Annotated in this window: 10 protein-coding genes; 1 reads left to right on the top strand and 9 read right to left on the bottom strand. The window is 51.0% G+C overall.

Translation table 11 applies throughout. From position 1 onward, the window contains the following. Nucleotides 1–168 precede the first annotated feature (168 nt). The 5 genes from B5G10_RS04985 to B5G10_RS12690 form a co-directional block, all read right to left on the bottom strand. On the bottom strand, nt 169–1,062 hold the full coding sequence (locus B5G10_RS04985; protein WP_087423634.1) for an HlyD family efflux transporter periplasmic adaptor subunit: 894 nt from the start codon (nt 1,060–1,062) through the stop codon (nt 169–171). A 12-nt stretch (nt 1,063–1,074) separates the two neighbouring features. Beyond that, nucleotides 1,075–2,358, bottom strand: coding sequence for a TolC family protein (locus B5G10_RS04980; RefSeq protein ID WP_087423633.1), 1,284 nt, complete (start codon nt 2,356–2,358; stop codon nt 1,075–1,077). Nucleotides 2,359–2,365: 7 nt separating this feature from the next. Then, nucleotides 2,366–2,980: a TetR/AcrR family transcriptional regulator gene (locus B5G10_RS04975; RefSeq protein WP_087423632.1), complete on the bottom strand. Its 615-nt coding sequence runs from the start codon at nt 2,978–2,980 to the stop codon at nt 2,366–2,368. A 114-nt stretch (nt 2,981–3,094) separates the two neighbouring features. Beyond that, on the bottom strand, nt 3,095–4,159 hold the full coding sequence (locus B5G10_RS04970) for an acyltransferase family protein (RefSeq protein ID WP_087423631.1): 1,065 nt from the start codon (nt 4,157–4,159) through the stop codon (nt 3,095–3,097). Nucleotides 4,160–4,820: 661 nt separating this feature from the next. Beyond that, nucleotides 4,821–5,054: a hypothetical protein gene (locus B5G10_RS12690; RefSeq protein WP_158098778.1), complete on the bottom strand. Its 234-nt coding sequence runs from the start codon at nt 5,052–5,054 to the stop codon at nt 4,821–4,823. A gap of 861 nt (nt 5,055–5,915) precedes the next feature. Between B5G10_RS12690 and B5G10_RS04965 the strand changes: the two genes are divergently transcribed. Next, a complete protein-coding gene (locus B5G10_RS04965) occupies nt 5,916–9,089 on the top strand; it encodes a GLUG motif-containing protein (protein WP_158098777.1) in 3,174 nt (1,057 codons plus the stop codon). A 211-nt stretch (nt 9,090–9,300) separates the two neighbouring features. Here the strand turns inward: B5G10_RS04965 and B5G10_RS04960 are convergent, their stop codons facing one another. From B5G10_RS04960 to B5G10_RS04945, 4 genes are all read right to left on the bottom strand, one after another. Then, on the bottom strand, nt 9,301–10,497 hold the full coding sequence (locus B5G10_RS04960; RefSeq protein WP_087423629.1) for a saccharopine dehydrogenase family protein: 1,197 nt from the start codon (nt 10,495–10,497) through the stop codon (nt 9,301–9,303). A gap of 30 nt (nt 10,498–10,527) precedes the next feature. Then, nucleotides 10,528–11,628 (bottom strand): 4-hydroxythreonine-4-phosphate dehydrogenase PdxA, encoded by a 1,101-nt coding sequence (gene pdxA / locus B5G10_RS04955; protein WP_087423628.1) that lies wholly within the window; start codon nt 11,626–11,628, stop codon nt 10,528–10,530. Between the two features lie 113 nt (nt 11,629–11,741). Further along, a complete protein-coding gene (gene rlmN, locus B5G10_RS04950) occupies nt 11,742–12,767 on the bottom strand; it encodes a 23S rRNA (adenine(2503)-C(2))-methyltransferase RlmN (RefSeq protein ID WP_087423627.1) in 1,026 nt (341 codons plus the stop codon). A gap of 105 nt (nt 12,768–12,872) precedes the next feature. After that, nucleotides 12,873–14,969 carry a SurA N-terminal domain-containing protein gene (locus B5G10_RS04945; RefSeq protein WP_087423626.1) on the bottom strand — a complete coding sequence of 699 codons (2,097 nt, stop codon included), beginning with the start codon at nt 14,967–14,969 and terminating at the stop codon, nt 12,873–12,875. Nucleotides 14,970–14,983 lie beyond the last annotated feature (14 nt).

The raw sequence follows: 14,983 nt of genomic DNA, 5'->3' as shown, positions 1-14,983 counted from the left end.
AATGTTTGATTATGGTAGTTTCAAATGGTATCACTTAAAACAATAAGACATAGACAGTTATATACTTGTTGGGTACGTCTGCCTATGTCTTAAAATAAACCTCTTAGAGCCTGTTTCTCTATGGCATTTTGTGTAGTCATTGCAAAAATATCTCGGTAAGAATCGGTTCTACTCGTGCAGCCGCACCTCGCCATACATGCCTATCTTGAGCAGTCCGTCGTTCTCGACGGCAATCTTCACGGCATAGACCAGATTGGCCCGGGTGTCGCGGGTCTGAATGGTCTTGGGGGTAAACTCGCTCTCCGAGGCAATCCAGGTGATGCGACCGGGATACTCGCGCTGCTGGTCGTCGCCATAGTCGGCCACGACAGTCACCTCCTGCCCCACCTTCAGACGGGCCAGTTGGTCCGACGTGAAATAGGCCCGCAGGTAGAGGCGGTTCATATCGGCCACCTTCATGAGCGGACGCCCTGCCGCAGCCAGTTCGCCCGCCTCGCTATACTTCACCAGCACCAAACCGTCGATGGGCGAGGCAATGCGACATTTGGCCAGACGGTCCTCGACCTGGGCTATCTGCAAATCGACCGCCGAAGCGTTGGCGTCGATGGCCGAAGTGTTGTTCCTGAGGTTCGAGAGCAGGGCATCCAACTGACCGTTCAACACCTTGATCGAAGCGTTTATATCGTCGAGCTGCTTGGTGGTGGCCGCTCCATCCTTCAACAGGTTTTCGACCCGGCGGCGCTCGGTCTCCTGCTGGGCAATCTGGCTGCGCAGTGCCGAGGCCTGTTTGGCAATGTCGGGCCGGTTGCTGTGAATCGATGCCCGCTGCCGTTCAAGCTGCAACTTCTGCAAATACAACTGCACGGTATCTATCGCCCCCACCTGACGACCGGCCACAAGGGTATCGCCCTCCTCCACGTCGAAGTAGAGGATACGGCCCGTCGCCTCGGCCGAGACCACCACCTCGGTCGCTTCGAAAGTTCCTGTCGCATCATAATCGTCACGGTTGCCACACGAGGCAAGGAGAAGCGCCAGAGCGCTGTAAACTGCGATCTTTTTCATCTTGTTCAGGATTTATCGGTTTATCGTATGTTTGAGTTCATAAAGCGTTTTCAACAGTTCGATTTCGCGCATACTGCGGGCCATCGAGGCATTGGCCTCGTCGGTAATCTTCAGCAACAGGTCGTGGGTATCGATTACCCCGTTGCGCAACTTCGACTCGGCCGCCTCGCGCACCGACCGCCGCAAGGCCACAATGCGGTCATCGTCGGCCAAAGCCCGGCGCAGACGCACAATGTCGCCATTGCTCTGTGTGGTCTGCAACGAGGTGTTAAAAAGGAAGACGTCGCGCTGCACCTCAACCTGTTTACGCGAAATGCGCAACTTGTCGAGGTTGTTCTTTTGAGTATAGTAGGCCCCGAAGTTCCACGAGAGCTTTACCCCCAGCAGAACGTTCCAGCTCCAGTCGCTGTTCATCATGCCCTGCATGAAGTCGAGTCCGGGATAACCGTAATAACCCTGTGCAAAGAGTCCCAGCCGGGGCATCGATGCCGACTTCACCAGCTTCTCCTGAGCCGCGAGCCTCTCGATTTTGGCATCGAACAGAGACAGTTCGGGACGCTCGTTGCCTCCCATCGGAGCCTCCACAACGGCAGGCCGCAGCAATGTGCGGTCGCCCAAAGGCTCGCCGATGAATATCCCCAGCATGCCCCGGTAGCTCTCACGCGACGACTCGAACTGCCCCAACTGCTGCCCCACGGTGAGCAACTCGGCCTCAAGCACATCGGCATCGCTCTGCATGGCCACCCCGTTGCGTTGCAGGGCCTCGACCTTGGAGAGATTGCTTCGCAGCAAATCCTGGGTGAGACGAGTTTGGGCTATGCGCTCGTCGAGCAGGAGAATCCCGAAGTAGAGTTCGTCGATACGCCCCTCGAGAGCATACATATCGACATCGGCCGACGAGCGCTGCTCGGCAGCTTCGGCCCGGGCAATACCCCGGTCGGCCGACGACTTACCGCCGTCCCAGATAGTCTGGTTCAGTTCCAGAGCCACCTTATACTGATCTTGCTGCAACCCGGGAATCTCCACCCCCTGCCTCGACAATATGCCGGTGAGAGCCTCGGGGAAGGCCGGCACATCGGTCTGCCAGGTAGCCTGGGCCGAGAGAGCCACTTGCGGAATCCACGCCCGGGCAGCATTGGAAAGATTATAAGACTCGGTCTTGCGTATCAAATCGTATTGCCGTATCTCGGGATAGTGATCCCGCGCCATCTGCCGGCAATCGTCGAGCGTAAGCTGGGCGTTTGCTCCTGCCACACAGCACCACACCCCCAAACTCAAGAGAACGATTCGTTTCATAATAGCTCTATTTTTTTATTCGACACATGATTACTTCTATATTCTCGGCCTTGCGCATTTCGAAAAACTGTTGCCGGTCGGCAGCCAAGCTGCCAAATACAGGTTCGATTACAGGATAAGCGATAAAGGGAAAGACATTAAGACTGATGATATCGAGCATGAGCACCCGTACATCGATAGCCACAATCTCACCCTGCTCGGCCAACGCATCCAACTCGCACTGTATTCCTTGCATAAGACTGTTGGCCAATCGAGAAATACTTTCGCGCATCACCTCATAGCGCTCGGGACGCGAGAAGACTTCGTTCACGACAAAGCGAGGTAAATCGGGATTCTCCATCAGAAAATCGAAGTGTCGCGAAATACCCTCCTTCAATCGTTCCAGCAATGGGAGTCTTGAGTCTCCAAACGCGGTGAGAACCGACCGTCCCATCAAACTCATCTTGTCGGTGAGAATGCGGTCGAAAAGCTGCTCCTTGGTTCTGAAATAGTAGTGAAGCATGGCATGAGTCACTCCGGCAGCCCGGGCTATCGATGCCGTCTTGGCGCCATCGAATCCCTTGAGCATGAACTCCTGCTCGGCTGCCCGCAGTATCTCACCCTCAGTATCTTTTGGTTTCATTTCTGCACAAACAAATCGGTTTAACAAAATCGTCTAACAAAATTGTTAATACAAACATAAATATTATTTCGCACAAAAGCAAGCAAGCGCACAACGCTTTTACACTATTTAATATCACCGGGCGCTAATCCACCGATTCAACTTGGGTAAATACCTGTCCAACAGATAGTAAATAGCTACACCCACAACTGAGACAATCCAAGGTAACAAAAAGAAAAGAATAACCAGTTGCCACGAAGCATCGGGATGAAAAAGATAAACCGACAGTTTAGAAAGAAAGAGCAAAGGCAACCCGTGATAGGCATAGACCAGAAACGAACTTCGTTCCAGCAGACGGTTTTTCCACGAATGTCGTTCCAGCAGACGGGAGGTCCACGAAAATACTGCACACAATCCGAAAAGGATACCCGCCTTCTGCAAATAAATTCCACTATCGAGTCCATTCCACCGCATCGATACCCCCAGTATCATCAAGCATCCATAGAGCAACACGAAAGGAACACGCCAAGGCAGCAATTGCTCTACAAAATCGATACGTTTCACGCCCAACCAAGCACCAGCCGTAAAGAAAAAGAGGCCTACAAAACAGTTGGTGGGAGTCCCCCACAGGAACCACAATAACGCCGTCAATCCCACGACCCAATACCGGCCCCAACGTACAACGAGATAAACCAGCGGCGAAAACACCGACAATACAATCAGGTCGCGCAAGAACCAAAGAGGCAGGTTGATAGGGAATCCACCATTGATATTCCAAAAGCACATCAGCCACTCTTTCACACTAAATTCACCAAAGTCTCCAAACTGCCCCGACATAAGTTCAGGCACAAAATTCTGTCCCAATAAATAGAGTACAATCACAAAAGAATTCCAAAAGAGATAAGGCACCACCCATGTCCGGAAACGACGCCTCATCTTTCGGCAATAAACAGCCCGATTGAAATCACTGTAATAGAAAAAAAGGAATCCCGAGATAAAGAAAAAGCAAGGGACGAAAATGCGGGAGACTGACTCCACAAAGAAGAAACGTACAAGCTCATAGCCCACAAAAGACTCGGTCCCCACCATATGCCCATCGCTCCATCCACGCACCGTCACATGAAGATAGAGGATGAAAAAAATCATCGGGAACCGAAGAAAAGATATTGTCCTCGACAGCAAAGAACTTTGGTTTTCCATTTCTTAAAACTAATGCCTAAAAAGCTTCGATATCCATCACACTCCGAGTCTCATTTTCATACAAATATAGACCCTTTTTATAATAATATTAATATAGCCCTTCAAAAATCTCATTTCAGACCGTTAAATATACCCCTCCCTTTGCTAAAACATACATAATACCAACCACTACAAAAGCAATCGAAGCCGCTCCGGATACCGGGGCGGCCTCGATTGTTATGTAGCGGGTGTTAAATAGGGATATTTACTGAATACCCCTGAACCAGATAGAAATGAAAAATAACCGAACGTATAGTTTTGAATCATTAAAACACAATTCTTTACCAATAAAGGAATGACAGGCGGTAAAATACCCAATAGCCTACACGCCACAAATAGCCCAAACTATGATTTTTAATCGGCTAAACAGTAATTTATACTTTTTTATAATTTCAAATAATTACAAAATAAAATATTTTCACTTATTTTATAACGAAAATAATACAAAAAACACACCAATACACTTGAAAACATCAGGGAATACACAAATATACTTAAAATCAATTTTTCTGTATATAACATGTTGACCCTTTATTTACTCTAAAACTCCGTTTGACTGAAAAAGCAATAAGTTAAAACTAACTGTTATTACAAACCATAAATTCAATTTATTATGAAATGCTCATTTCTTATGGCATGCACCCTGTTCCTGATGGCAGGCACGGAACTGCGGGCACAGACCGGTGAGCCAATAGTACTCTCTTATGGAGATGATGTTACTCGCATCGAGATTGATCACAATGGCTACAAGTTGGGGAGTAATGCTGAATTGGTTCCCTATACCGGCGCCTATGTTCTTACCGGTGCTACCGGTGCAGATGCATTGAGCATCTACAATGGAAGCGGTGAGAAACATACCTTCGACATTACTTTCCGCGACCTCACCATACAGGCCGGAGAATGGGAAGGTGCTGTAGCCATTTCAAGTTCATCGTCCACAGATACCATTGTCCTGAACCTCTATTCTTTGGGTACAAGTCGTGTATGTGCAGGCAATCATACGGCGTTGAAAGCAGTAGGAAACGGAAACGCACCCCTAATCATCAACCTTTCTGTGCTGGATGGTACTTTGACACTGGAAAACCAGCACACAGCCGCTGGCGGCTTTGCTTGGAGTTCGGACCACAATACCACCTTCAACCTCGTCAATACGTTAACGACAGATGGTGCATCGAGTTTCACGAACAGTCCGCAGGGCAGTGTAACGCTAATGCCTGGCTATCAATATGTTTCCAACAATGACGGCACGCATCAGAGAATACTGAACGATGAATCGGTTACGGAGGAGTGCACTTATCGTTATGAGCCGGTAGAAGGAGCCGATCAACATCGGAAAGTCTGTATTCATTGCGGGTATCAAACCGAACCGGAACCCTGCGTACCGTCAGGTAAATGGATAGCAATCGATGAGCAATACCATGGCAAGGTTTGTTCTGTTTGCGGACAGATGGTATCATTGGAACCTCATGCCGACCTTGACAATGACCACAGATGCGATTACTGCGGCTGGGTCATCCCTGCCGAACCGAACCAGCAGGGAAATGTTTACCAAATCAGCAACGTAGCGGAGCTTTACTGGTTTGCCGCATTGGTCAACGGCTCCTTGACAACTGTGCCGCAAAACCCGGAAGCGGATGCCGCACTCACAGCCGACATCGTCATCAATGAAAATGTGCTCACGTCAGATGGAGGACTTGTGGAAGAGACCGACGGTTTAATGGCATGGACACCCATAGGAAGTGCATCGATACCGTTCGAGGGCTCATTCGACGGACAAGGGAATACCATCACCGGCCTGTACATCAATCAATCGTCGGCCGATACGCAGGGATTGTTCGGATACATTGATTACAATGGCAACGTAAGCCGTACAAAAGTAACCGGAAGCTATATACACGGACAGAATGGTGTCGGTGGCATAACAGGAATAAATTACGGCACCATTACCAACTGTTCCTATTCAGGCACCGTAATCGGCAATGATTTTCCATTAGGTGGCGTTGCCGGAGAAAACAGAGGTACGGTGAGCGGTTGCTATGCTACGGGCAAGGTGCATGCTACCGGGGTTGACCCGTATGTAGGCGGAGTGGTAGGCGACAATTATGGTACCATCTCTTCGTGTTACAGCACGGCATCGCTTTCTGCCGATAACCCCGATATTAGAGGCGGAGTAGCTTCATACAATGAAGATGGTCACATTACCGACAGCTATTATTTGCAGGGCAGTGCAGACCTGGGAGTGGATAAGAATGGGGGAACGGTTAGAAATGTGGAATCACGCACAGCGGAACAATTTGCCAACGGCGAGGTAACCTGGCTGCTCAACGGACAGTCAGATGAAAATCCCGTCTGGTTCCAGACCTTGGGAACGGATTCATTACCCGTATGGGACAATACACACGAAACGGTATATGCCACAGGGAATTGTCCGGGGAGTACAACCTACAATAACCAGGGACCGTCACAAGTAGGTGAACATGCCGATAACAACGGCGACCACAAATGCGATTATTGTGGCCTCATCTTTTTGACCGAACCGAATCAACTGGAAAATGTTTACCAAATCAGCAACATAGCGGAACTTTACTGGTTTGCCGCATTGGTCAACGGCACCTTGACGACCGTGCTGCAAAACCCGGAAGCAAATGCCGTACTTACAGCCGACATCGTCATCAATGAAAATGTGCTCACGGCAGACGGAGAGCTTGTGGAAGAAACCGACGGTTTAATGGCATGGACACCCATAGGAGGTGAATCGGCATCGTTCAAGGGCACATTCGACGGACAAGGGAATACCATCACCGGCCTGTACATCAATCAACCGTCAGCCGATATGCAGGGATTGTTCGGGCACATTGGTTCCGATGGCAACGTAAGCCGGACAGAAGTGACCGGCAGCTATATACATGGACGGGATAATGTCGGTGGCATAACAGGAACAAATTCAGGTACCATCACCGCCTGCTCCTATTCAGGCACCATTGTCGGTGAGAATTATTCGTTAGGTGGTGTTGTCGGAGAAAACGACGGTACGGTGAACTATTGCTATGCTACGGGCAAGGTTCATGCCACCGGGTCCGACTCGTACGTAGGCGGAGTGGTGGGCTACAATTACGGCTCCATCTCTTCGTGTTACAGCACGGCATTGCTTTCTGCCGATTACGACTTCGGGGCCATAGGCGGAGTAACTTCATATAATGATGGACTCATTGCCGACAGCTATTACTTGCAGGGCAGTGCAGACCAGGGAGTGGATGAGGATTTTGGAATGGTTGAAAATATGGAATCGCGCACAGCAGAACAGTTCGCCGGCGGCGAGGTAGCCTGGTTGTTGCAACATGCCATAACCGACGATACGCAGATGTGGGGCCAGGATTTGCCTGCCGATACTTTGCCGGAGCTTCTGTCCGAACACAGGGTCTATGCCGCATCATTCATCCACAAGTCCACAGGCCTGCAAATGATGGACAAATACGGTAACCTGAATTTACAAATACCATTGCCAACGGCCGAAGAGCTGGGAGCCAATAGCGGAGTGTCATTCACCGATACGCTCGGCAATCCGCTGACGGAGCCCATAACACTTCTCTCCGATACGGTGATTCTTGTAGATTGCAAGTTGTTCTCGATTACGGTAAGCGAGGATATCCGTCATGGAGATATATCCATACCCTACGACTCCTGTAATGCTGGGACCGAAGTGGAGGTATCGGTATCTCCGGACTATGGCTACGAAGCTCTTCGCCTCTATGTAAATACGGATGACGGACAGAGATTCGAGTATGAGGATTTCAGCTTTACCATGCCGCCTGCCAATGTCATTCTGTCTGCCGACTTTATCCCCTATCTGGAATATGCTGCATACGCAATCAGTAAAGAGGACAACGGTTACAATGTCGTACTGATGTGGGATTATTATGCATCGGACTACCATACCGAAATTTACAGAGACGGTACACTTGTGCATACGACTGCCGTCAATGAAATTTCGTGGCAAGACCAGATTCCCGAGAACGGTATCTACACCTATACGCTTTATATTGTGGATGAGGAAGGTTTGCGTAGCAGAGGAACTTTATTGACGGTATATGCCTATCCAAGCACCTCAATGGAAACAAGCGGGACACAAACCATTGATTTGGGCAACGATCCACTGATAGTTACCGATGACGGTAGCCAGAACGAAAATTATTCCAATGATGTAGAGGCTACTGCGGTAATTACAGCCCAGGAAGATTGCCGCATTTACCTGACCGGTAACTACAACGTGGAACCCAGATATGACTACTTGTATATCCATGACAGTAACAACAGCCTTTTGGGCAACTATAACGGCATGGGAACGATAGAACCGGCTTTGCTTTCCTCTGGCAATACGCTCACTGTCCGGTTTACATCGGATGGAAGCGAAAGCTATCCGGGCTTTGCACTGTATATGGAAACGGTCTATCCGGTTACCATCGACGCAATCGAAAACGGTACGGTAGCGGCTGATACGACGTGGGCAAGAGCCGGTGAAGTGGTTACGCTGACACCGGTCCCGGACGGACTATACGCTTATGTGGAAGGCACACTCCAGGTATTCAAGGCCGATGACCCGACTGTAGAAGTGACCGTGAATGCAGACGGTAGCTTCACCATGCCGGCATTCAAAATAAGGGTAACAGCTGCTTTCAAATCGACCTCAGACTTGTCAATACCTGAAAACGACAGACTGCGGGTATTCGGGTCTGACAATATGCTGCATATCATGGGTACAACGGCAGAAATAAATATCTACAACATGAGCGGTGTACTGGTTTACAAGGGTAAGGATCGCACCATTTACCTGCCGGCAGGTGTCTATGTTGTTCAAGCCGAAGGAGAGGTGAAAAAAGCTGTCGTAAGATAAAACGAACATGTAATGGAAAAATAAAAACAGGTATGAGAAGTCGGGGCGGAGAGATTGACTTTCCGCCCCGATTGTTTAGGAACATTCCGAGTAAAAACAAAATCAACCAAAGATATTCGGTAAACATCCTTGGTTAACAACCGCACAAAAGCAACCGAGGCCGCCCCGGATACCGGAGCGGCCTCGATGTCAAATAGCTTGACTGTATCTCTTACAGTTCGATGTCGCCGTTGAACACCTCGTGCCAGGGCAACCCCTGCTTGTTGAGCTGCTCCATGAAGGGATCGGGATCGAACTCCTCGACGTTGTGAACGCCCGGCATGTTCCACTTACCGGTGAGGAACATCATGGCACCAATCATGGCAGGCACACCCGTGGTGTAGCTTACGCCCTGAGCACCCGTCTCGAGATAGGCGGCATGGTGACTGCAGTTGTTATATACATAGTAGGTCAACTCCTTGCCCTCCTTGTCGATACCCCGGATGCGGCATCCTATCGAAGTCTCGCCCGTGTAGTTCTTGCCCAGATCTCCCGGGTTGGGCAACACGGCCTTGAGGAACTGGATGGGCACAATTTCCATGCCGTTGTACATGATGGGCTCGATGCTGGCCATACCGATATCCTGGATTACCCGCAGGTGTGTGAGATACTCCTGCCCGAAAGTCATCCAGAAACGGGCCCGCTTGAGGGTAGGATAGTTTTTCACCAGCGACTCCAACTCTTCGTGATAGATAAGATACGACTCCTTGGGGCCGATATTGGGATAGGTAAGCGGACGGTGAATCTCGTGCGGTTCGGTCTCGATCCACTTGCCGTTCTCGTAGTATTTACCCTTTTGGGTCACCTCACGGATATTGATCTCGGGGTTAAAGTTGGTAGCAAAAGCCTTGCCGTGGTTTCCGGCATTACAATCGACAATGTCGAGATAGTGCATCTCCTTGAAGTAGTGCTTGGCGGCATAGGCCGTATAAACGCCACTCACACCCGGGTCGAAACCGCAGCCGAGAATGGCGGTGAGGCCGGCCTGCTCGAAACGTTCGCGATAGGCCCACTGCCATTTATACTCATACTTGGCCTCGTCAAGGGGCTCATAGTTGGCCGTGTCGAGGTAGTTGACCCCACAATGCAGACAGGCATCCATGATGGTGAGATCTTGATAAGGCAAAGCCACATTGATGACAATATCGGGCTTATGTTTCTTGAACAGAGCCACCAGTTCATCTACCTTGTCGGCATCGACATGGTCGGTCACAATGCGATTGCCGCCGATAGCCTCGGCAATAGCGTCACACTTCGACTGTGTGCGGCTGGCCAAAACGATTTCGGTAAATACATCGGGGTTCTGCGCTACCTTGTGCGCTACCACCGTTCCCACGCCACCGGCGCCGATAATAAGTACTTTTCCCATGTTGTTGTCTATATGAATTTTTTCTTTGAATTATTCGTCTTTGTCGGTATCGGCCGTCAAGTCGAGTACCTCTTTGTCGCCGCTCTTGTCGAAATATTGCTTGCGCAACGGAGCCGACGTAATCTCTTTGTGGAACTGACGGTTGCGATATACATCGAGCGCCAGATAAAGGGCATTGCGGAACGACTGCTCATCGGCCTTGTTTTGCCCGGCAATATCATAGGCCGTGCCGTGATCGGGCGAGGTGCGCACCACGGGCAGCCCCGCAGTATAGTTCACACCGCTCTCCATGGCCAAAGCCTTGAAGGGGGCCAGTCCCTGGTCGTGATACATGGCCAGCACACCGTCAAACTGCTTGAAATGACCCGTACCGAAGAAACCGTCGGCGGGATAGGGCCCGAAACAGAGCATACCCTTGTCGTTGGCCGCCTGGATGGCCGGTTTGATAATATCGATCTCTTCGTTCCCCAAAAGGCCGTCGTCACCGGCATGAGGGTTGAGCGACAGAACGGCGATGCGGGGTTTCACCACGCAGAAGTCTTGCTTGAGCGATTGCTCAAAGATGCGCAACTTCTCGAGAATAGCCTCCCGGGTGATTGCCTCGGGGACTTTCGAAATGGGCAAATGTGTCGTGACCAAAGCCACCCGCAGCACATCGTTGAGCAGAATCATCAACGATTTCTTGCCTCGTCCCAGGCGTTTCTCCAGATACTCGGTGTGGCCGGGAAAATCGAACTTGTCGGACTGGATGGCGTGTTTGTTGATAGGTGCCGTCACCAGCACATCGATTGTTCCGGCTTCGATATCGGCGGCAGCCCGCTCAAGGGCAGCATAGGCAGCCTCGCCACCCACCGGGGTAGCCTTCCCGATTTCTACCTTCACCTCGTCGTCGATACAGGTAATCATGTTCACCTTGTTGGCGTCGGCCATCGAGGCATCGGCAATGATGTTGAAGTTGACCGCCGGCATCTCAAGAGCCTTGCGGTGATAGGCGGCCACCTTGGCCGAGCCATACACTACCGGCGTACATATCTCGAGGACATGCGGGTCGGAGAGGGTCTTGAGAATCACCTCATAGCCTACCCCGTTGATATCTCCCTGGGTAATACCCACTTTTATCTTATGTTCCATAGATCTCTGTTTTTATTTTTTCTTCCGAGGCCGATAATAATTTTCGGCCCACTAAGATAAGAAAAATCCCCGATATACATCACGGCCCGGAGGCACTTTTACACGAGCGGCTCTTATTTGCGCTCTTTCTCGGCCGTTGACAGCATGCCGCAAGCGGCAAAGATATCCTCGCCCCGCGAAGCGCGTATGGTGGCCACGACTCCGTGACGATTGAGCCGGTCGCGGAAGGCCTCCATCGACTCGGGGTCGGAGCTCTTGAGCGACACCCCGGGGATGGCGTGGAATCGAATGAGGTTCACCCGACAATCGAGCCCCTTGAGCAGACGCGCCAGAGCATCGGCATGAACAAGGTCGTCGTTGTAGCCGCTGAAGAGGATATACTCAAACGAGAGCCGACGCTGGTGCGAGAAGTCGTACTGGCGCAACAGAGCCAGGATATCGTTCATGTGAAAGGCCTTCTCCACAGGCATAATCTGCAGGCGCTCCTGGGGATATGGCGAGTGCAGGCTCACGGCCAGATGGCAGTGGCTCTCGTCGAGGAATCGCCGTATGCCGGTGAGGTGGCCGATAGTCGAAACGGTAATGCGCTTGGGACTCCAGGCAAAACCCCAATCGGCCGTGAGAATCGTGAGCGCCTTCATCACCTCGTCGAGGTTGTCGAAGGGCTCGCCCATGCCCATAAACACCAGGTTGGTGAGCTTGTCGCTGTGCTCTACCGAGAGAATCTGGTTAATGATTTCGGCCGAGGTAAGACTACGTTTGAAGCCCTGTTTGCCCGTCATGCAGAAACTGCAATTCATCTTGCATCCCACTTGCGACGACACGCACAGGGTTGCTCGGTCGTGGTCGGGGATATAGACCGTTTCGACGAAATCGTTGTCGCCTACCCTGAAGAGGTACTTGACCGTGCCATCGACCGACCGCTGCGACTGCATCGGGAGCGAACGCCCCACGTCGTAGCGTTGCGACAACAGTTCGCGGTAACGCAACGAGATATTGGTCATATCGGCAATATCGCCTACCCGCTTTTCATAGAGCCATGCGGCAATCTGCCTGGCAGCGAAACGGGGCATCCCTGCCTCGGCGACCAAGGCCTGCAACTCGTCCATGTTTTTCCCCAACAAATGTTCTTTTTCCATAACCCTCGTATTGCTGTAATACAAATACAAAGTGCGTGTATCGAGCCGCCAGCTACGATATACGCACTCTGTGTGTCTTTTATCTCAAACGATTCTTCGTCTCGATTAGAAGAAGCGAATCATCGTATTCTTGATTTCGGCTTTGTCGCGAAGCACCTCCATCAGACGGCTGTTGATCAGGTAGGTATAATTCTGCTGGAGCTTGCGAGCCTCGGCTTGAGCATCGAAGGGTTGCTCCGAAACCGTCTTGTCGGTCACGGTGAATACATACACACCTCTTACACCTTTCACGGGGCCTACGAGCTTACCGTTCTCGGCCGTGGGAGCCAGAGCACTCAATACCGGCTCGTAACCTACACCGGCAATCGAGGGCGAAGCGAACGATACAAACTTGGCACTATCGACCTGAGCCTTCATGGCCTCGGCATAACCGGCCAGCGAAGTAAGCTTCTTGGCCTTGAGGTCACCGATAATCTTCTCGGCTTTCTTGTCGTTGCGCACGCGGATAGCCAACATGTCTTTGATTTGGTCCATAGGAGCATAACCCTCTTTGGACACGTTTTCAAGAGCAGCTACTACAAACGAATTGTCGAGAGTAAAGATTTCAGAAACAGAACCTTTTTCGGCGTTGAAGGCCCAACGGATAGCCTGACGGGCATCGTTGATGCCGGGCAGCGAGTAATCCTCGGCCGTGCACTCATAGCTGTTGACCGTGTAACCAGCCTCTTTGGCAGCTGCATCAAACTTGGCAGCCGTGTTGTTGGTAGCGCTATACGACGACAGTTGGTTGTAGAGGGCGGTATGCGTCTCGGTACTGGGATTCACAGCCACTACATAGGCAGCCACTTTGGCTTTCTTCACGGGAGCGGTACGCGACAAAATCTGAACGATGTGCTCGCCACCCAGGCTCTCGGCCTTGAAGTAACCGTTACCACCCTCGCTGAATACCTTGCTGATGAAGGGACGACCGATGGTGGCTGCCATGTTCTCGGTCAACCAAACTTCGTCGTTGCCGTTGAACTTGGGCGAAAGCTCGGCAAAGCTGCCACCGTTGTTGAGCACGTTGAGCACGCTGTCGATTTGGGTCGAGCGGGGTTGGAACGAAAGCAGACGCACCTTGATCGAGTCGGGAGCTGTTTTGGTATCCATCAGACGATACATGGTGTAGGTATCGTTTTCAAACTCGAGAGGCGACGACTCACCTACGGCAGCCGCCTCGGCAAATTTCTTCATCTTCTCGGGCATCGACGATATGGCTACAAAGCTGTCGTCATACGACTCGTCAGAGTTGTTGGCAATGAAAGTGGCCACATCATCGGTCGTAGCGAATACCGATTTGTTCATCTCCACCTTCTCTTTGGCCTTGGCATAGTCGCTCTCGCTGGGAACGATATTTACCGCGATGTATTTGATGGCACGACGCTCGGGCATCTTGTAGAGCTCTTTCACTTTGTTGTACTCGGTCTTGAGCTCGCTGTCGCTTATGGCGATGGTCGAGTCGGCAATCGAGGTGTAAGGTTGCAGGGCATAGGCGATATCGGCCGAAGTCTTGCCCTCTTCATAGGAGTTTTCGAGATCCAGCTTGTTGGGCATGATGGCACGATTCAACAGGTTGGCAAATTTCTGAATAGCGCGTTCTTCTTTCACCTGTTTCTCCAGGCGGAGCCACATTTGACGTTGGGGCTCGATTTGGGCCAGTTGCTCGGGCGTGTTGTAGCCGTGAGCCTCGGGATCGAGAACTACCTGCACAAAGTTGAGCAGACCTTGACGGTCGAACTCACCGGTTTGAGGGTTGGTAAAGTACTGACGTACCATCGGCGAAATGTTGTCGCCGGTGAGCAGGTCGGCCAGTTCTTCCTTGCTAACCACGATACCCAGTTCATCGAGCTCTTCGTTGAGCAGTATTTCGTTTACCATTTGGTCATAAACCTCCTGGTTGATACGCGATGCATATCCTTCGGGCATAGACATTCCACGTTGAGCATACATTTGTTGCAGCTCATCGGTACGCATTTTCACACGTTCCTGGAATTCTTCGACTCCGATATTTGTCCCGTTCACCACGGCGACTTTACTCTTATTCATGGCGTAGAAGGTGTGCCCCGAATTGAGGAAGTCCCCTACGATAAAAGCGAGCAGGGCGACTCCTATTATCACCACGAGCAAACCTGCTTTACTTCTGATTTTGTTTAACGTAGCCATTTGTTACTTTGTAT

The organism is Barnesiella sp. An55 (assembly GCF_002161555.1).
GTDB lineage: Bacteria > Bacteroidota > Bacteroidia > Bacteroidales > Barnesiellaceae > Barnesiella > Barnesiella merdipullorum.
Note: the sequence above shows the minus strand (reverse complement) of the source record. Positions and strands in the feature narration are given on the sequence as shown.